Source organism: Enterococcus avium, from assembly GCF_002891025.1.
In the GTDB taxonomy this organism is placed as follows: domain Bacteria; phylum Bacillota; class Bacilli; order Lactobacillales; family Enterococcaceae; genus Enterococcus_A; species Enterococcus_A avium.
The window spans coordinates 1,373,949-1,392,794 of the sequence record NZ_NBSL01000002.1; the positions used below are offsets into that span (position 1 = coordinate 1,373,949).

At 38.9% G+C, this 18,846-nt stretch carries 16 protein-coding genes; 3 read left to right on the forward strand and 13 right to left on the reverse strand.

What is annotated here, in order from left to right; translation table 11 throughout:
- The first annotated feature begins 124 nt into the window (after positions 1 to 124).
- On the forward strand, positions 125 to 679 hold the full coding sequence (locus AUF14_RS07060) for a DUF2179 domain-containing protein (RefSeq protein ID WP_049221202.1): 555 nt from the start codon (positions 125 to 127) through the stop codon (positions 677 to 679).
- 57 nt (positions 680 to 736) lie between these two features.
- On the opposite strand, the gene AUF14_RS07065 is transcribed toward AUF14_RS07060, so the two are convergent.
- The 8 genes from AUF14_RS07065 to AUF14_RS07100 form a co-directional block, all read right to left on the reverse strand.
- Entirely contained in the window at positions 737 to 1,600 is an 864-nt protein-coding gene (locus AUF14_RS07065) for an alpha/beta hydrolase (protein ID WP_049221200.1), read from the reverse strand.
- Between the two features lie 3 nt (positions 1,601 to 1,603).
- Entirely contained in the window at positions 1,604 to 2,404 is an 801-nt protein-coding gene (locus AUF14_RS07070; protein WP_225844266.1) for a DUF1803 domain-containing protein, read from the reverse strand.
- 142 nt (positions 2,405 to 2,546) lie between these two features.
- On the reverse strand, positions 2,547 to 3,476 hold the full coding sequence (locus AUF14_RS07075) for a manganese-dependent inorganic pyrophosphatase (RefSeq protein ID WP_016179990.1): 930 nt from the start codon (positions 3,474 to 3,476) through the stop codon (positions 2,547 to 2,549).
- Between the two features lie 131 nt (positions 3,477 to 3,607).
- Positions 3,608 to 4,393, reverse strand: coding sequence for a pyruvate formate-lyase-activating protein (pflA, locus tag AUF14_RS07080; RefSeq protein ID WP_049221197.1), 786 nt, complete (start codon positions 4,391 to 4,393; stop codon positions 3,608 to 3,610).
- Positions 4,394 to 4,672: 279 nt separating this feature from the next.
- Entirely contained in the window at positions 4,673 to 6,964 is a 2,292-nt protein-coding gene (gene pflB / locus AUF14_RS07085; protein ID WP_048718576.1) for a formate C-acetyltransferase, read from the reverse strand.
- Between the two features lie 285 nt (positions 6,965 to 7,249).
- Positions 7,250 to 9,697, reverse strand: coding sequence for a DNA topoisomerase IV subunit A (gene parC / locus AUF14_RS07090; protein ID WP_049221195.1), 2,448 nt, complete (start codon positions 9,695 to 9,697; stop codon positions 7,250 to 7,252).
- 14 nt (positions 9,698 to 9,711) lie between these two features.
- Entirely contained in the window at positions 9,712 to 11,739 is a 2,028-nt protein-coding gene (parE, locus tag AUF14_RS07095; RefSeq protein WP_049221242.1) for a DNA topoisomerase IV subunit B, read from the reverse strand.
- A gap of 361 nt (positions 11,740 to 12,100) precedes the next feature.
- Complete coding sequence (locus tag AUF14_RS07100; RefSeq protein ID WP_016179985.1) at positions 12,101 to 12,529, reverse strand: CoA-binding protein; 429 nt, start codon at positions 12,527 to 12,529, stop codon at positions 12,101 to 12,103.
- 125 nt (positions 12,530 to 12,654) lie between these two features.
- Here AUF14_RS07100 and plsY point away from each other — a divergent pair, with 125 nt between their 5' ends.
- Positions 12,655 to 13,284: a glycerol-3-phosphate 1-O-acyltransferase PlsY gene (plsY, locus tag AUF14_RS07105; protein WP_049221193.1), complete on the forward strand. Its 630-nt coding sequence runs from the start codon at positions 12,655 to 12,657 to the stop codon at positions 13,282 to 13,284.
- The gene (locus AUF14_RS07110) at positions 13,285 to 13,899 is read left to right on the forward strand and encodes an NUDIX hydrolase N-terminal domain-containing protein (RefSeq protein ID WP_049221191.1); all 615 of its coding nucleotides are present in this window, start codon (positions 13,285 to 13,287) and stop codon (positions 13,897 to 13,899) included. It begins immediately after the preceding gene.
- 80 nt (positions 13,900 to 13,979) lie between these two features.
- Here the strand turns inward: AUF14_RS07110 and AUF14_RS07115 are convergent, their stop codons facing one another.
- The 5 genes from AUF14_RS07115 to xerC all read right to left on the reverse strand — a co-directional run bounded on the left by AUF14_RS07115 (position 13,980) and on the right by xerC (position 18,684).
- Positions 13,980 to 14,849 (reverse strand): aldose 1-epimerase family protein, encoded by an 870-nt coding sequence (locus AUF14_RS07115; RefSeq protein ID WP_049221190.1) that lies wholly within the window; start codon positions 14,847 to 14,849, stop codon positions 13,980 to 13,982.
- Between the two features lie 133 nt (positions 14,850 to 14,982).
- On the reverse strand, positions 14,983 to 15,771 hold the full coding sequence (gene codY / locus AUF14_RS07120) for a GTP-sensing pleiotropic transcriptional regulator CodY (RefSeq protein WP_016179979.1): 789 nt from the start codon (positions 15,769 to 15,771) through the stop codon (positions 14,983 to 14,985).
- A gap of 16 nt (positions 15,772 to 15,787) precedes the next feature.
- Positions 15,788 to 17,179, reverse strand: coding sequence for an ATP-dependent protease ATPase subunit HslU (gene hslU / locus AUF14_RS07125; RefSeq protein ID WP_049221188.1), 1,392 nt, complete (start codon positions 17,177 to 17,179; stop codon positions 15,788 to 15,790).
- A 47-nt stretch (positions 17,180 to 17,226) separates the two neighbouring features.
- Entirely contained in the window at positions 17,227 to 17,772 is a 546-nt protein-coding gene (hslV, locus tag AUF14_RS07130) for an ATP-dependent protease subunit HslV (RefSeq protein ID WP_049221186.1), read from the reverse strand.
- Between the two features lie 30 nt (positions 17,773 to 17,802).
- On the reverse strand, positions 17,803 to 18,684 hold the full coding sequence (gene xerC, locus AUF14_RS07135; protein WP_049221238.1) for a tyrosine recombinase XerC: 882 nt from the start codon (positions 18,682 to 18,684) through the stop codon (positions 17,803 to 17,805).
- Positions 18,685 to 18,846: the final 162 nt, after the last annotated feature.

Consider the following 18,846-nt stretch of genomic DNA (forward strand, 5'->3'; position numbering starts at 1 on the left):
TTTTTTGTCACGACTTCCTTCTATTTGCCTTTTGACAAAATAATCGTTAGGCTAGATCATATGAAACAAACTAAGTATAATGATGCCATTAAATAAGAACTTTACACATAATGGAGGTTTTATAATGATCGATGTAAAAATGCTAATAATGATATTTTTTATCAATTTTGCTTATGTCACTTTGAATACACTGCGCTTTATGCTAACAATGAAAGGCTACCGTATTTTGGCGCCCTTAATGAGCATGGTTGAGATTACTATTTATATTTTGGGGCTTTCAATGGTTTTAGATCGTTTAGACAATCCTATTAATTTACTAACGTATGCGTTAGGATATGCGATTGGGATTAGTGTGGGAATAAAAATTGAAGATAAGTTAGCGCTAGGTTATATCATGGTCACGGTTATTCTACCGACAAATACGGAGCAAGAAACCAGCTTGCCTCGTATTTTGAGAGAAAATGGGTACGGCGTGACACAATCTTATGGTGAAGGTTTGGAAGGCGGACGCATGATTTTGGAGATTCTCTCCCCACGTAAAACTGAGCGAACACTCTACGCGCTAATTAAAGAGATTGAAGCCCGAGCATTCATTATCTCCTATGAGCCGAAATACATTTCTGGTGGGTTCTGGACCAAGAAAGTTCGAAAACGACAAAAAAACAGCTTGAAGCCTTAGAGATTCTTTCTAAAGTTTGGGTTTATGCCTAAACTTTAGAAAGAATCAACCTTAGCCTCAAATTGCTTTCTTCCAAATAAATTCGATTAGTTTCTTTTCTAACTCGGCACTTTTCGTAATCGCTGAGTGTCCACCACTTTTTCCTTTAACAATGAACTCCTGATAACTCTTAGTATGCTCCAGAAATAGCAGCCGAAGTGCGAAAGCACTATGAGTCGAAACAGAGCCATCGCTTTCGGTACCATCTTTTAAATCTCCAGCAACATCAAGGACACGTATCTCTTTGGGCAGTCTTCCCATCGCTTGATCGAAATACTGATAAATTGGTGTTTTACCAATGGGACCCTTTTCTGTTAATTTATAAGCAAAAATTTCTTCTGTATCTTCTGCGATTTCCAAGTCATTAAAGGGGGCTGAAATTGCAACAAAACGCTCTGTTATTGGTGTTCGATCACCGGCATATTCCAATAAATAGCGCAACGAAGAAACACCGCCCATTGAATGACTCACCAAATTAACACGGAAGACCTTTTGTTGATACAGATAACGCATCACCTTATCGATCCATTCACTTTGTGTAATCTCATCTGTCACATCCTTCGCAAACAAAACCATAATTGTTGGGTTATCATTGGTATTTTTTAGTTTACCTTCAATCGTTAGTTTACCATCACCTTGAACGACAATGGTCATTTCTCGTTTAGCCACGTTTTCTCTTTCTAATCGTCGCAGCAAAGGACCAAAAGAAAAGGAATTTCCTTCATATCCATGGATAAAAACTGTGGGAACGTCAGAATAATGGACTGATTTTTGTTTTACTAGTGTTCCAGGCCCAAAATAGCGAACTTTTGCATAATAAATCCCTGTAAATACGAGTAAAAAGCTGATGATCAGAATAATCCCCTTGATAATTCTTTGCATATTTTATGCCTTCTTCTTCATTAAATACGTAAAACTTTCTCGTTTATCTAATAATTGCTCTGCCAATTGCCGACTGAAAAAAAATGCTGCGTCATTATCTAGCTCTCGAATCGGATCAACCAAAAAATTCTTATCATAAACTGGAATAGACACATGCCATTCTGGTCGTTCTGCAATGACGCCACTATCTATCAAGCTTTTTAGGAAAATTGACGTTCGTCGAGGGGCTTTTCCTGCTAATACTCGTTCAAGAATAAGATTGAGCTGATTCGTAAAAAACTCAGGGTTAACATCACCAATCAATCCTGCTAAGTTAGGAAACAATGATGGTTCATCGCTGTTTCCAAAATAATTGGGCAGTGTTTCTGATAATTCTTGGCGCGAATTGATCGTGACTAGACGAAACTCTGCATTTTCTAAGCAATATCTGGAGGGCATTGGAAAGTCAACAGCTAACATTTTCTCTAATCCATTATTCCAATATTCCTCACTCAACCAAACCAGTAAATCTTCAGCTGAATACTCTTTATTCGCCTTTTGGATAAAATGCTCGACAAGTCCGCTTGTTGGGTAGTCCGTTATAATCGGTAATCCAAGCTCGTAACGACGATCCTGGCGAGAAACAATCCCATGAGCAATTAAAAATTCTAAATCTTTATCTAAATGATTGTGATCCGGGAATTTTTTCCGAATTTCTCGTAAAATGACTGATTCTCTTAATCCTTTAAAATAGCTCAACAATTCTTGAAATTCAGAACGATTCAGCTTGTTTTGAATATTTTTGTCGTTAGTAAATATTTCCATAATAGCCTTCTTTCTCGACGGAAGAAACAAGTTTACATCCAATTGGATTTTAACAAATAGATGATTCATTCGCATTATAATCCTAATCAAAAATTTCCACAAAAAAGTGGACTATTGAAAGTCCACTTTTTATAAAACTAAATTATTTTTCGAAAGCCTCTGTTAATTGAGGAACAATTTGTTTCTTACGAGAAACAACTCCCGGCAAGAAGGCACGGTCATTTTCCAGTTTTACCTTGAAGGCTTCCGTAACCATTTCTCTTGGTTCTCCAGCCACTAATAGTTCTGAATCAGAATTTAGAACGTTCGTAACCAGCAATAAGAATAAATCATAGCCGTTTTTAACATTTTCATCTAACATGGCATCGCGCAATGCATCTTGACGAGCGAACACTTCGTCTAGATCAACCGTATTGACTTGAGCAATCCGGACTGTTTTATCAGCCATTGGGAATGACTTCGCATCTAAATCCAATAATTCTGCTTCAGATTTAGTGCTTAAGTTTGTTCCTGCTTTTAATAAATCTAGTCCATAGCTGTTTAAGTCTACACGAGCAATTTCAGCTAACTCATTTGCTGCATCAATATCTTCTTGAGTACATGTAGGAGATTTGAATAATAATGTATCAGAAATGATCGCTGAAAGCATTATACCTGCGATCTTCGCCGGAACTGCGATATTGTTTTCTTTATACAGCTTCAACACAATAGTTGAAGTGCAGCCAACTGGTTCTGCACGATAGTATAGTGGATTAGCCGTTTGGAAGTTTGCGATCCGATGATGATCTACCACAGCTAAAATTGTTAAATCTTCAATATCACTAACGCTTTGTTGGAATTCATTATGATCGACTAGCATAACCTCATTTGTTTCAGCGGCGATTTTTTCCACTACCCGTGGAGCTGTCAAACCAAAGTGTTCCAAAGCAAATTGAGTTTCTTCGTTTGGTGTTCCTAGTGCAACTGCTTCCGCATCAATACCTAGTTCTTTTTGCAAGTTTGCATAAGCAATCGCTGCTCCGATCGCATCTGTATCTGGATTTTGATGTCCAAAAATTAAAACTTTTCCCATAGTTGAATCGCTCCTTTAAATAAGTTCTTCTTTATCATATCAAAAAAAAGCAAAAGAGCAACAACCTGCTGCTTATTTTCATTGGATAATAAAAAAGATCAGAGCCTTTTTTTGGTCTGATCTTTTGATTTCTAGCTTTTACGTTTTAAATAGCCTTTATAATCCTCTGTGTGCAACAGTTTTTTCGCGTTTTCCACGCGGTCGTCCGTTGGTGGTTCAATACCTTCTAAAGGATACTTCAGTCCCATTTCTTCCCATTTATATTTACCCATCGTATGATAAGGTAATATTTCAACTTTATCGACGTTATTTAAACTTTTGATAAAAGTATCTAATCGAATGAGAAACTCGTCGTAATCACTTCTAAACGGGACAAGTACGTGACGAATCCAAACGGGCTTATTAATATCTGAAAGGTATTTCGCCATCTCTAGGATATTGTCATTGTTATGACCAGTCAATTCCTTATGTTTTTGATTATCAATTTGTTTGATATCAAACAAAATCAAATCTGTATATTGCATTAATTCTTCAAACTTAGAGAAAAACGGTTCCTCAAAAGTAAAGGGTTTCCCACAGCTATCTAAAGTCGTATTAATCCCCATTGCTTTCGCTTTTTTAAACAGATCAATCAAAAAATCAATTTGTAGCAATGGTTCTCCGCCGCTCACAGTGATTCCGCCTTTTTTTCCCCAGTAACTGCGATAGTTCAAGGCTTCTTTTAATAAATCATCCGCTGTTCGTTTCTTGGCTTTCGGATCATTGATTTTCCATGTATCTGGATTATGACAAAATTGACAACGCATCCGACAGCCTTGCATAAAGACGATAAAACGCACACCAGGTCCGTCAACTGATCCAAAACTTTCGATTGAATGGATATTTCCGACAATAGGTTGTTCAGCCACAGTAGACATAAACAGTCCCCCTCTAATCTATGTAATTTTTTTTAGTGTTGATTTTCACTATTCAAAGTCTTCTATATACTGAAGATGCCTGTGGAATACACAGTTAACTTCTAGTTAAGTTATTTGATATGGTTGCCGCAACATTTAATCTTTAGTCACGCACATAGGATGCCTCTGACGCATTAGAAACGCGAAGAGTAACCCTTAGCTCCTTCATATTAAAAAGTAAGGCGAATAGACTTTCCGTCCATCCGCCCTTACTATACATTCAATTGTTGAAATCAGCAATTACATTTTTGCGTGGAATGTACGGCTGATGACATCTTCTTGTTGTTCGCGAGTTAAATCAATGAATTTAACAGCATAACCAGAAACGCGAATCGTGAAGTTTGCATATTCTTCTTTTTCTGGATGTTCCATTGCATCAATTAATTTTTCTTTGCCGAACACATTTACGTTTAAGTGATGTGCCCCTTGATCGAAGTACCCATCTAAAACGTTTGTTAAGTTTTCAACACGTTCATCTTCATCATGACCTAATGCATCTGGGTTGATACTTTGTGTATTTGAAATACCATCCAATGCATATTCGTAAGGTAATTTTGTCAATGAGTTCAATGATGCTAGTAGCCCGTTTTGTTCCGCACCGTAAGATGGATTTGCTCCTGGAGCCAACGGTTCGCCGGCTTTACGTCCATCAGGCATTGTACCAGTTGCTTTACCATAAACAACGTTTGAAGTAATTGTTAAAATTGACGTTGTTGGTTCTGAATTACGATAAGTATGGTAATGTTCTAATTTTTCCATAAATGTTTTCAATACCCAAACAGCTAAATCATCCGCACGAGCGTCGTCATTACCATATTTAGGGAATTCGCCATCAATCTTGAAGTCAGTAACAATACCGTCTTCGTCACGAATTGGAAATACTTTTGCGTATTTGATAGCAGCTAATGAATCCACAACATGTGAGAATCCAGCGATACCAGTCGCGAATGTACGCTTCAAGTTTGTATCCATCAAAGCTAATTCAGCAGCTTCATAGTAATATTTGTCGTGCATGTAGTGAATCGCATTCAATGTATTAACATACATTCCAGCTAACCATTCTAGTACTTCATCGTATTTAGCCATTACTTCATCAAAGTCTAATGCATCGTCTGATTCGATTGGACGGAAGTCAGGTCCGACTTGTGCTTTAGATTTTTCATCAACGCCACCGTTGATCGCGTACAATAAAGCTTTCGCCAAGTTCGCACGAGCACCGAAGAATTGCATTTCTTTTCCTGTCTGTGTAGCTGATACACAGCAGCAGATTGCATAATCATCCAACCATACAGGACGCATTACATCGTCATTTTCGTATTGGATTGATGAAGTATCGATTGAAATTTTGGCTGCATAGTCTTTAAATCCTTCTGGTAAACGAGAAGAGTACAAGACAGTCAAGTTTGGCTCTGGTGATGGTCCCATGTTTTCCAATGTATGCAAGAAACGGAAGTCATTCTTAGTTACTAAAGTACGTCCATCCATACCCATACCAGCGATTGATAGGGTTGCCCAAACAGGATCGCCTGAGAACAATTCGTTGTATGAAGGTATACGCGCGAATTTCACCATACGTAATTTCATTACCAAGTGGTCAATCAATTCTTGTGCTTTTTCTTCTGTAAGAATCCCTTTATTGATGTCACGTTGGATGTAGATATCTAAGAACGTAGAGACACGTCCGATAGACATAGCCGCACCGTTTTGTTCTTTAATTGCTGCTAAGTAGCCGAAGTATGTCCATTGAACAGCTTCTTTCGCATTTTCTGCTGGACGAGAAATATCAAATCCATATGCAGCAGCCATTTCTTTAATACGTTTCAGTGCCTTGTATTGATCGCTAATTTCTTCACGAAGACGAATATCTTCTTCAGTAAATTGACCATGACCACAATTCGCATGGTCTTTCAATTTTTCTTGCATTAAGTAATCGATACCGTATAAAGCCACTCGACGGTAGTCACCAACAATACGTCCACGACCATAAGTATCAGGAAGTCCAGTAATAATCTTAGCGCGACGTGCCGCACGAATTTCTGGTGTGTAAACATCGAATACCGCTTGATTGTGTGTTTTGTGGTAATCGTTAAAAATTTCAGTGTATTTAGGATTTGGAGTATAGCCATATCTTTCAAGTGATTCTTCAGCCATGCGAATACCACCATAAGGCATGAATGCACGTTTCAGAGGTTTGTCTGTTTGAATACCAACAATTGCTTCTTCGTCCTTCAAACTTTCATCGATATAACCAGCACCATAAGCATTGGCTGCAGATACGACATCTGCTTCCATGTCTAGTACGCCGCCATTCTCACGTTCTTGTTTTTGAAGTTCTTGTAATTTGCCCCATAGTTGGTTGGTAGCTTCCGTTGGCTCAGCCAAGAAATCGGCAGCGCCTTCATAAGGTGTATAGTTCGTTTGGATAAAATCGCGAACGTTGATTTCGCTTTTCCATAAACGACCGTTAAACCCTTCCCAAGCAGTTTTTTCAGTGTTTTTCATTTGATCTAGTTCATTTGTTGCAGTTCCCATTTCAAAAGGACCTCCTTAGAATATAAAAACTTTATTACTACAGCTTTACGAACAAAGTATAACACATAAATTCTTTTATGCAAGCCTTTCCTTGTGAAAGATTAATTAGAAGTTAAAAATATTTTGTAATCGTTAGCAACCCTTTGAAATTACAGCATTTAACGAGATTAATTTAATTAAAATAATTTCTCATCATCGTCTTATTTACATGAAATTGTGAACAAAAAAACGGGTATCTGTATTAAAACAGATACCCAACTGTAATATAATTATATAATACAGAAACTATTCTTCGTTGAGTTCCTGCAACTGCATAACAGAGAAAAGTTCTCCTTCTTGTTTCTCATCAATCGCAAAAGTTCCATTAGAAATTCGATCACTAATCGCAACTTTAGATATCTCGATTTCCTTTTCAATACCTTTTGTCGTTGTTAAAGTAAGCTTTCCTTCTGTTTCAGCTGTCATATAAGCCAAGCGATGTGGATTTTTCTTCAACTCACGGAAAATCATCAATCCGCGTTTCGCCCGACCAAGTTGCGGTAATTCTTGAGCCAGCATACGTTTAGCTGCTCCGCGTTGGCTCAACAATAAGATGGATGAATCTCCCTCTGACGGAACTAACGCACCTGCTACTACGTAATCCCCGTCTTTTAGATTAATCGCCTTAACACCTGCGGCTTTTGAACCAACTACTGGTACTTCTTCTAGTGGATAGCGTAATCCAAAGGCACGATGTGAGGCAATGAAGACATCGACATTGCGAGTTTCATTCGTTAAGAAGACTGAGACAATTTCGTCTGTATCATTTTTTAGCTTCATCGCCGTTGTAGGTCGGCTTCGATACGTACGCCATGGCGAAAACTCAGTCATTCGTGTTTGCTTGATCATCCCTTCTTTACTCATGAAGATGAAGAGTTTGTTCGCGTCAATTTCCTTGTATGGGAAGGCCGCGATGATTTCTTCACTCATAGAGAGATTGGTTATCGTCTGTGATATATGCTCTCCGACATCTTTCCATTTCAGCTCTGTAATTTCGTGAACTGGTCGATAAATCATGTTTCCATGATTTGTTAAAATCAACAGGTGATCCAAAGTGTTCAGCTTATTAATGAAAATAATCGAATCGCCATCTTTCATCCCATGTTCATCTGGGCGCGATGCATTATACGAACGTAAACTACTGCGTTTCAAATAACCCTCTTTGGTTAATGTTACGATTACATCTTCTTGTGCGATTAATACTTCTGTTTCGATTTTGATTTCACTGATTTCATCTTCAATTGTTGTTAAGCGTTCATTGCCATAATTTTTTTTGATTTGACGCAATTCTTGCTTTAAAACCTTGTGTAGTTCTTTTTCGCTATTAAGGATTAAATGCAGCTCTTTGATTTCAGCCGCTAATTCATCCGCTTCACTTTCTAATTGAGTAATATCAGTATTGGTTAAACGATACAATTGCAACGTTACAATTGCCTCGGCTTGTTCTTCACTAAAATCAAACCGTTCAACTAAATTATGTTTCGCATCCTTTTTATCTTTACTTCCGCGAATCGTCGTAATCACTTCATCAAGGATTGATAATGCCTTAATCAAGCCTTCAACAATATGTTGACGTTTTTGTGCCTTCGCCAGCTCATATTGGCTCCGTTTAGTGATCACGTCTTTGCGGTGAAGGATGTAGCTTTCCAAAATGTGTTTCAATCCAACCTGTTGCGGAGTCATGTTATCAATGGCTACCATGTTGAAGTTGTAATTGATCTGTAAATCCGTATTTTTGAATAAGTAATTTAAGATTCCTTCTGCATTGGCATCTTTTTTCAATTCTACGACTACTTGTAATCCCGTACGGTCAGACTCGTCACGAACTTCAGCGATGCCATCAATTTTTTTACTCAAACGGATCTCGTCCATTTTCTTCACCAAAACGGCTTTATTAACTTCATACGGAATCTCATGAATAACGATCTGCTGCTTGCCGCCTTTTAGTGGTTCGATCGAGGTTTTAGAACGAAGAATCACTTTACCCTTACCAGTCTCATAAGCCTTTTTGATTTCTGCTTTACCTTGTAAAATACCACCTGTTGGAAAATCGGGTCCCGGAATGTACTCCATGATTTTTTCTAACGAAGCATTCGGGTGATCAATCAGATAAATCGTGCCATCGATTACTTCCGTTAAATTATGAGTTGGAATTTCAGTAGCATATCCCGCCGAAATCCCTGTTGAACCGTTAACTAGCAGATTAGGATAAGCAGCTGGCAGCACAGTCGGTTCCTTTTCGGTATCATCAAAATTCCAAACTAAATCAACAGTGTCCTTTTCAATATCCTTCAACATCTCACCGCTTAGTTGAGACAAACGTGCTTCGGTATAACGCATCGCAGCTGGCGGATCACCATCCATTGAGCCGTTGTTTCCGTGCATCTCGATCAGCACTTGACGAAGCTTCCAATCTTGACTCATCCGTACCATTGCTTCATAGATCGAGCTGTCACCGTGAGGGTGATAATTCCCCATAATGTTTCCGACGGATTTCGCTGATTTTCTAAAACCCTTGTCATACGTGTTTCCGTCTTTGTTCATAGCATATAAAATGCGGCGTTGAACCGGCTTAAGACCATCGCGAATATCTGGCAACGCTCTTTCTTGGATAATATATTTTGAATAGCGGCCAAAACGGTCCCCCATTACTTCTTCTAGTGTTAGTTCTTGAATTGAATGCTTAGATTCCATCTATTGACCACCTCCTACTCATCAAACAAACTGATCATTTTAACACCATCAGTTGTTTCTTCCATTTCATTTTGTTCAGCTACAGGCACAGTAGTCGCTTCTTCTTTGTTATCCAGCAAACTCCCGTCTTCTTCCAACGTGAATTGAACGTGACTCTCAATCCATTTACGTCTCGGTTCCACTTTATCCCCCATCAAAGTCGTTACACGACGCTCTGCTTGAGCAGCGTCATCAATGCGCACTCGAACAAGCGTCCTGTACTCAGGATCCATGGTTGTTTCCCATAACTGTTCCGCATTCATTTCCCCGAGACCTTTGTAACGCTGTAACATATAACCTTTACCAACTTTTTTAATCACTTCTTGTAATTCATCATCTGTCCAGGCGTATTCAATCACTTGTTTCCGTCCAGTGCCTTTTGAAACTTTATACAAAGGTGGCAAAGCAATATAGACTTTTCCCGCTTCAATCAATGGCTTCATATATCGATAGAAGAATGTTAATAACAAGACTTGAATGTGTGCACCGTCCGTATCAGCATCGGTCATAATGATGACTTTGTCGTAGTTACAATCCTCAATTGAAAACTCTGGTCCAACACCTGATCCAATAGTGTAAATCATGGTATTGATTTCTTCGTTTTTCAAAATATCTTGCATCTTAGCTTTTTCCGTATTGATTACTTTCCCGCGCAAAGGTAAGATTGCTTGAAATTTTCGGTCACGGCCTTGTTTGGCTGAGCCACCGGCAGAATCTCCTTCGACTAAGAACAACTCATTTTTCGCAGCATTTTTAGATTGTGCAGGTGTTAGTTTCCCAGAAAGTAGAGATTCCCCTTTTTTACGTTTCTTACCGTTTCGGCTTTCTTCACGGGCCTTCCGCGCTGCTTCTCTTGCTTCACGAGCTTTTATCGCTTTTCGAACCAGCATTTGACTGCTTTCGCTGTTTTCTTGTAAATAGAAGCCCATTTGTTCGCCAATGACATTATCTACAGCTCCACGAGCAGCTGGTGTCCCTAATTTTTCTTTGGTTTGACCTTCAAATTGTAGCAAGTTTTCTGGAATCCGAACGGATAACACCGCAGATAGACCTTCACGGAAATCAGAACCTTCTAAGTTCTTGTCCTTTTCCTTCAGCAAACCGGATTTTCGCGCGTATTCATTGAAAGCTTTTGTCATTGAAGTTTTCATACCTGATTCATGTGTACCGCCGTCTTTTGTCCGGACGTTGTTAACAAACGAGAGTAAGTTTTCAGAATAGCCATCATTGTACTGATATGAGAATTCGACTTCGATCCCTTCACGATCCCCTGAAAAATACACGACAGGAGTCAATGTATCCTTGTCTTCATTCAAATACTCAACAAATTCTTTGATTCCTTCTTCAAAATGAAAAACTTCTGAAACTTTCTCTTCACCACGTAGATCCGTTAAAGTGATTTTAACCCCTCGCAGTAAGAAAGCTGATTCTCTTAATCGCTCTGACAAAGTTTCATAAGAAAAATTCAACGTTGAAAAAATTTGTGCATCTGGAAGAAAATGGACGGTTGTACCGTTAGGTTTACGTGTTTTCCCAATTTTTTCTAATGTTCCTTGAGGTTTACCCCCATCTTTGAACTCTTCGCGGTATTCTACACCATCGCGAACGATTGTAACGTTTAACCATTCTGAAAGAGCGTTTACGACGCTGGCCCCTACACCATGTAGTCCTCCAGAAGTTTTATAACCGCCTTGACCGAATTTTCCTCCGGCGTGAAGAATCGTAAAGATTACTTCAACAGTAGGAATTCCTGAAGCGTGCATTCCAACAGGCATACCGCGACCTTTGTCGCTTACTTCAACACTATTATCTGGATGAAGGGTTACTTCTATTTCATTTCCGTAGCCAGATAAGGCTTCATCGACCGCATTATCGACGATCTCATAGACCAAGTGATGCAATCCACGACTGTCTGTTGAGCCGATGTACATCCCTGGTCGTTTTCTAACCGCTTCTAATCCCTCAAGTACCTGGATCGAAGCGTCATTGTATTCGTTGTTCATCTTAGCCAATCCTACAGCTCCTTATTTGTTTTAATGTATTAATTTTCCAAGAAAAATTAATCTGATTCGAATGGCGTCTATCATTCAACTAAAGTACGCACTTTCTATTATTGCTATAGCAAGAAGAATTGGCAAAGTTGAAATGATATCCTTACTCCAATTGCGTAATCATTTTCCGATGAAGTTTTTTGTTCGTACCATATACTCTATCTCCTCCAGCGCGTAGGTCATTGAACCGTAGCTGAATTGATATCTCTATATCTTAAGTACATCATTTGTATGATACGCTAAAAAAGCTCAAAAAAAAAGCCTCTCCTGTTTCTGAAAAGGCATTTTATGCTTTTTTTTTAAGAAAATCAACTCAATCATTAGATTTTTTGTTCAATTCAATCTTCACACAACGATCCATCACAATGTCATTGCGTCCTTGTGCCTGCAGCATTTCTGCTGCTTCTTCACTGCATAAGCCAAGCTGTGCCCAAAAAACTTTTGCATCGGTTTTTAAAAAATCTTCTGCAACTGCTGGCAAAAATTCGCTACGTCTAAAGATATCCACGATATCAATCGTTTCTGGAACAGCCGATAAATTTTCAACGACTGGAATATCGTTCACCTTTTGTCCAGCTAACTTTGGATTAACACCATACAGCTTGTAGCCGTAATTTTTTAGTACGTCAGCAATTTGATAGCTTGTCTTATCAGGATTATCACTTAAACCCACTACAGCAATAACCTTTGCTTCGTCCAAATACTGAAAAATTTTTTCTTGATTAGGATTTTTAAAACTCATTTGATTTTCCTCGCTCAATTTGATTTTTAACTATTCACGCTATTTAGTATAGCACGGGATTAAGATTTGTTCACTCTTTTGAAATCTGCTAAAATAGCCTTACTAATAGAGAAATGAGGATTCATATGAAAACCGCCATAATTTTTGTCCTAGCTTATCTTTTAGGCTCAATTCCTTCCGGCATCTGGATTGGAAAATTTTTCTTCAAAAAAGACATACGTGAGTTTGGTAGTCATAGTTCTGGGACTACTAATACCTTTCGAGTGCTAGGAAAGCCAGCTGGGTTTGTCGTCTTTGCGATGGATTTATTAAAAGGCTCACTCGCAACACTTCTCCCCACTCTTTTTCATGTGGATATCAACCCCTTATGGTTTGGTTTGGTAGCTGTAGTTGGACATACTTTACCGATTTTTGCTGGTTTTAAAGGCGGAAAAGCCGTAGCAACTAGTGCTGGGATGCTACTAGCTTTCGCGCCCTTATTCTTTTTCTATTCATTGGCTTTCTTTTTAATCGTCCTTTATATTACAAGTATGGTTAGCGCCGCCAGCATTGCCTCCGCAATTTTTGTCACACTCTCATCAATCATATTGCCGTTTATTTGGCCGACAATTTTACCGACATTTAATCTTTTACTAACAGTCATTTGTTTTGCCTTGACCTGCTATATTGTTTATCGCCACAGAGAAAATATTCAACGAATCAAGGCTGGAAATGAAAATCGTGTATCCTTCGGCTTGAACAAGAAGGTGAAATAAATGGAGGAACAACTTTTAGATTGGGCAATTGAATTGCAGGCCCTTGCTCAAGCTGGCCTAACCTATACACATGATCCCTTTGATCAAGAGCGATTTGAACGGATTCGAACCATCGCCACGGAGATGCTGTCTGTACAATCTCCGATCCCTGTTCCAAAATTAAGGCAACTCTTCGCTGAAGAAGTAGGCTATCCAACACCTAAGTTGGATACAAGAGCAGCAATTTTCAAAGATAATTGCATTTTATTAGTGCAGGAAAATGATGGGCTTTGGTCCTTACCAGGCGGATGGGTTGATATTAACCAATCGATCAAAGAAAATACCGTTAAGGAAACTATAGAAGAAACAGGCCTGACAGTGGAACCATTAAAAATCATTGCTGTTCAAGATCGAAACAAGCACAATCTTCCTCGTTATGCCTATGGTGTCTGTAAGATTTTCGTTGAATGCCAATTGATCAGTGGAGACTTCGTTAAGAATATCGAAACACTTCAAATTGATTGGTTTTCTGCGGATAACTTACCGCCTTTAGCAAAAGCAAAGAATAGTCAAGAACAAATCAAACTATGCTTTGATGCTCACAAAGCAAATGATTGGCATGTGCCATTTGATTAACCATAATTTCAGCATAAAAAAGTCGAGAAATACTAATCTATTATTTTAGATAGCTCTAGTATTCCTCGACTTTTTCTTTTCTAACTAACAGTAATTGAAAACTCGGTTTTGAAGGTTTCTTTCGCAGCCAAGCGATTCATTCCTTCTTTGTCTTCCAACTGTCCATTGCTGTCGACTGTATCAGCAAAACCCCACCATGGTTCAATACAAACAAATGGTGCTTCAGCAGGATACGGAGACCACAATCCGACATAAGGAATATTATTGTAGGCTAACGTGACACTGTGAGGTGATTCTTCACTCCCTAAAGTATATGCGTTCAGTCCCTTTGTTTCATAGATCAAGGCATCTTCTCTGAACAAATCGTGACTCAATTGAATATTCGTATTGGTTTGTCCAATGGTTTTTTGATCCAAATTGGCAAATGGACCCTCTAAAGGAATTTTAACTCGTGATTTTTGTGGAGAAAATGCAATAAAATAATCTTCAAAGCTTAAATCCTCTGTCAGAGGAATATTGAAGGCGGGATGTCCTCCTAGTGCAAAAATCATCTCTTCGGTACCCGTATTCTCAACATTGAAACGAATACGAATTCCTTCTCCCCAAATTTCATAGCTGATCAATAAAGCAAAATCAAATGGATAAATTTTTTTCGTTTCTTCATCACTTTCAAGTAAGAAGGAAACTTTATCCTCTGCTTGCTCAAGTACTTTAAACTCCTTATCTCGAGCAAATCCATGTTGCCCCATCGGATAAGTTTTACCTTTATAGGTATATTGATTATCCTTTAAACGGCCTACGAACGGAAATAAGAACGGCGCATGACGATTCCAATACTTTGGATCTGCCTGCCAAATGTACTCAATCTGATTGGCGCGCAAACTAGCAAGCTCCGCCCCTTTTTCATTGATCGTTGCTTCCAAAAAGCCATTGCTGATTGTTACTGACATAATTCCCCACTCCTTGTCCCTGCTAACGCATGATTTTCTTGTAGAAAAGATTTGCTTTCCACGTCATGTATCTCCAATAGTGTAACGCAGACTCCTTTTATAAAAAAGGAATCTGCGTATTATGAGATTAAACCTATTTATGACGAACCAGTTCATCCTTGAATAATGGATTTAAAACCTTCAGATACGTCCCTTTCATACCTAGCGAACGAGATTCAATAATTCCAGCAGACTCTAATTTTCGCAACGCATTAACGATCACTGAACGCGTAATACCGATTTTATCGGCTATATTTGAAGCGGTTAAGCGGCCTTCATCGCCCTCCAATGCATCAAAAATCGCTTTAACTGCTTTTAATTCACTATACGAAAGTGTACTGATCGCCATTTGAACCGCCGTTTGACTGCGGATCTTTTCCTCGACATTCAAGAATTGCTGATAAAGGACTTCCATTCCAATAACTGTGGCACCATATTCAGCTAATACCAGATCATCGTCATCAAAAGCTCCTTCTGTCCGTGCTAAGATGATCGTTCCTAAACGTTCGCCTGAACCAAAAATTGGAATGACCGTCGTCAATCCATTTGGGTAAAGTTCCGCCCGCTCAGTTGGAAAGGCCGTCAATTCGTTTGCAACTGGTATGTTAGCCTCCGTTTTAAAAACTTCCTTCATTCCTGAAACATAGCTATCTGGAAATTGACGGTCAACCAGAAATGAACGGACGCGATCAGTATTGATATCGATCTTTTCATTTAATCCCAACAATTCACCTTCGGCTCCAATGATGTACGTCAAAGAGCCTAAGACGTCCCCTAAAATCCGCGCCATATTGTTGTAAGGTAACTCTGCAGCTGGTTCGAAGGCATTTTTTTGCTGCATCAACTTATTAATCTGACGTGTTTTCTCTAATAATGTTTCCACTTTTTCCCCTCCATTTTTACAGAATAAAACGACTTAAATCTTTATTTTGAGCAATTGAAGCTAATTTTTCATCCACATATGCTTCTGTAATCTTTATCTCACCCATTTGCATGTCTGGCGCTTCAAATAAAAGATCTTCTAATAATTTTTCCAAGATCGTGTGCAAACGCCGTGCCCCAATATTGTCTGTCTCCCGATTCACATCAAAGGCAATTTGAGCAATTCGTTCAATGGCTTCTTGCGTGAAAATAATTTTGACATTTTCGGTGCCGACTAAAGCGATATATTGCTTAATCAACGCATTATTTGGTTCAGTCAAGATTCTAACGAAATCTTCCGCTGTAAGATCGCTTAACTCTACACGGATTGGGAAGCGTCCCTGCAGTTCGGGAATCAGATCACTCGGTTTAGACAAACTAAACGCACCACTGGCGATAAACAAAATATGATCCGTTTGAATCGCGCCGTATTTCGTATTGACCTGTGAACCTTCTACGATTGGCAGAATATCACGTTGGACGCCTTCACGAGAGACTTCCCCGGAATTTTGCTGTGATTTAGATGTGATCTTATCGATTTCATCAATGAAGATAATCCCCGAGCTTTCTGCTAACTTGATCGCTGCTGTATAAATATCACCTTCATTAACCAGTTTGGCCTGTTCCTCCTTAACTAATAGCTCTTGGGCTTCTTTGACAGTCACTGTGCGTTGAACCTTTTTCTCAGGAGTTAACGCGCCTAATGTGTCTGAAAGGTCGATACCCATTTGTTCTAGCCCATTGTTCATCGGCATCGTTTTTTTCGGTTCAGTGATCTCAATGCTTACTTCTCGCTGATCCAATAGACCTTTTTCCAACTGATCAAGAACTGTTTGACGATTTACTTTGATATCCTCAGTTACTTCTTCTTTTGGTTCGGTTTGTGCTTGGTTGAAGATATTCATCATTTGTTCATAAGGGTTATTGCTTTGTTTTTGCTCTTTCTTAATCCCAGGAACTAAAATCTTCACTAAGCGTTTGTTCGCACGTTTTAAGGCTTGTGAATACACTTTTGAGTATTGTTCCTTTTCAACGATCGTAATCGCATTTTCGACAAGGTCACGAACCATTGACTCGACGTCACGACCAACATAGCCTACTTCTGTGAACTTAGTTGCTTCGACTTTAACGAAAGGCGCCTTGACGATTCGCGCCAAACGTCGAGCAATCTCCGTTTTCCCTACACCTGTGGGTCCGATCATTAAAATATTTTTGGGTGTTACTTCCTGCTGCATCGTTTCTTCTAACTGCATTCGGCGATAACGATTCCTTAAAGCAATCGCTACAGAGCGTTTTGCTTCATCTTGTCCAATGATGTATTGATCTAACTCGCTGACGATTTCTTTTGGTGTTTTATTAATTTCAGTCATCTGGATTCTCCTTGCTCCTAAATTGATTGTTTTGAAATTAAAACAGTCTACATTTCCTCAACAATAATATTATGGTTCGTAAAGACACAAATATCTGCTGCAATATTCAATGCGCTTTCTGCGATTTCTTTAGCAGACATTTCTATATTGTGTTTTTTCATAGCACGCGCTGCGGCCAATGCATAATTTCCACCTGAACCGATAGCCAAAATGCCATCATCAGGAGCGATTACTTCGCCATTTCCGGAAACCAACAGCATTTCTTCATCATTCATGACAATCAATAATGCCTCTAGGTTTTTCATTGCTTGCTGTGTCCGCCATTCCTGTGCAAGTTCGACGGCTGCCCGTTGCAAATTACCATTATATTCATTTAGCTTACCTTCAAATTTTTCTTCTAAGGTAAATGCGTCAGCCACACTACCGGCAAATCCGACAACGACTTTGCCGTTATAGATACGACGAACTTTACGCGCAGTTCCCTTCATAATAACTTGCTCTCCCATGGTCACTTGACCGTCACCAGCCATTGCTAATTTTCCGTCTTTTTCAATCGCACAGATCGTAGTTGAATGAAATTGTGATTCTGACATCTTGTTCTCTCCTTTATTTTAAACTGTCCTCTAAGCTCTTGGATGAAATGAGCGATAACTTTTTTGTAGACTTTCTTTGGTCACATGCGTATAGATTTGTGTTGTAGACAAATTCGCGTGTCCTAGTAGTTCCTGAACTGTACGCAAATCTGCGCCATTATTCAGTAAATGTGTTGCAAAGGTGTGTCGAAGCATGTGTGGATGAATATCACTATTTAAACTGCTCTTTTTAATGATTTGCTTCAGTACATACTCAATCCCAGTTGAAGTAATCTGTTCTCCACGGTGGTTTACGAATAAATAGTCATGCTCCTTGCCAAAACGTGTCATTAGCCTTTTACGTCCATCACCCACAAATTCCTGGATCGCATCCGTTGCGTAAGAACCCAATGGCACATAACGATCTTTATTCCCTTTTCCATGAATCAACAGAACACTATTATCAAAGTCGATAACTGATAATTTGAGATTTGCACATTCACTAACCCGAAGCCCAGATCCGTAAAGTACTTCTAACAAGGCACGGTTCCGTTGGTCCAACGGTTTCGTACCGTCCACACTAGCAAATAATACTTCAATTTCCTTTTCGTAAAAAAAGCGTGGCAAACGAGCGTGTTTCTTTTTGAGATGCACGTAAGAAAAAGGATTTTCTTTAATTTTTTCATGCTTTAAAAGGTATTGATAAAAAGAGCGTAAACTGGCAATCTTACGACTAATGGTGTTGCGGCTGTATTTTAAATCATTTAAGTAAGACAAATAAACCCTTACGTCTAAATGATCGACTGTTAATAATGAAGACTCTCCTGAATTTTCTAAGAACTGACAAAAGTCATTTAAGTCGCGTTGATAAGCCTCTTTGGTCTTTTCAGAGTACCCGCGTTCAGTCATTAAATAACCCATAAACTCTTGCATGGCTGCTTCATTTTCCAAACTTTTTCTCACCTCACAAACATATCACAAATGTAGCATAAGAACTTTTTAATTACAATTGAATTGTCAGAATTTATTGACTTTTCACGAATATACTAACAATTCTTTACAGATATTTCATAATTGCCTTCAAATCAAACATGA

Coding starts and splice junctions, on each gene's coding strand:
- AUF14_RS07060 (WP_049221202.1), top strand. CDS start 125: ATGATCGATGTAAAAATGCTAATAATGATATTTTTTATCAATTTTGCT.
- AUF14_RS07065 (WP_049221200.1), bottom strand. CDS start 1,600: ATGCAAAGAATTATCAAGGGGATTATTCTGATCATCAGCTTTTTACTC.
- AUF14_RS07070 (WP_225844266.1), bottom strand. CDS start 2,404: ATGGAAATATTTACTAACGACAAAAATATTCAAAACAAGCTGAATCGT.
- AUF14_RS07075 (WP_016179990.1), bottom strand. CDS start 3,476: ATGGGAAAAGTTTTAATTTTTGGACATCAAAATCCAGATACAGATGCG.
- pflA (WP_049221197.1), bottom strand. CDS start 4,393: ATGTCTACTGTGGCTGAACAACCTATTGTCGGAAATATCCATTCAATC.
- pflB (WP_048718576.1), bottom strand. CDS start 6,964: ATGGGAACTGCAACAAATGAACTAGATCAAATGAAAAACACTGAAAAA.
- parC (WP_049221195.1), bottom strand. CDS start 9,697: ATGGAATCTAAGCATTCAATTCAAGAACTAACACTAGAAGAAGTAATG.
- parE (WP_049221242.1), bottom strand. CDS start 11,739: ATGAACAACGAATACAATGACGCTTCGATCCAGGTACTTGAGGGATTA.
- AUF14_RS07100 (WP_016179985.1), bottom strand. CDS start 12,529: ATGAGTTTTAAAAATCCTAATCAAGAAAAAATTTTTCAGTATTTGGAC.
- plsY (WP_049221193.1), top strand. CDS start 12,655: ATGAAAACCGCCATAATTTTTGTCCTAGCTTATCTTTTAGGCTCAATT.
- AUF14_RS07110 (WP_049221191.1), top strand. CDS start 13,285: ATGGAGGAACAACTTTTAGATTGGGCAATTGAATTGCAGGCCCTTGCT.
- AUF14_RS07115 (WP_049221190.1), bottom strand. CDS start 14,849: ATGTCAGTAACAATCAGCAATGGCTTTTTGGAAGCAACGATCAATGAA.
- hslU (WP_049221188.1), bottom strand. CDS start 17,179: ATGACTGAAATTAATAAAACACCAAAAGAAATCGTCAGCGAGTTAGAT.
- hslV (WP_049221186.1), bottom strand. CDS start 17,772: ATGTCAGAATCACAATTTCATTCAACTACGATCTGTGCGATTGAAAAA.
- xerC (WP_049221238.1), bottom strand. CDS start 18,684: ATGCAAGAGTTTATGGGTTATTTAATGACTGAACGCGGGTACTCTGAA.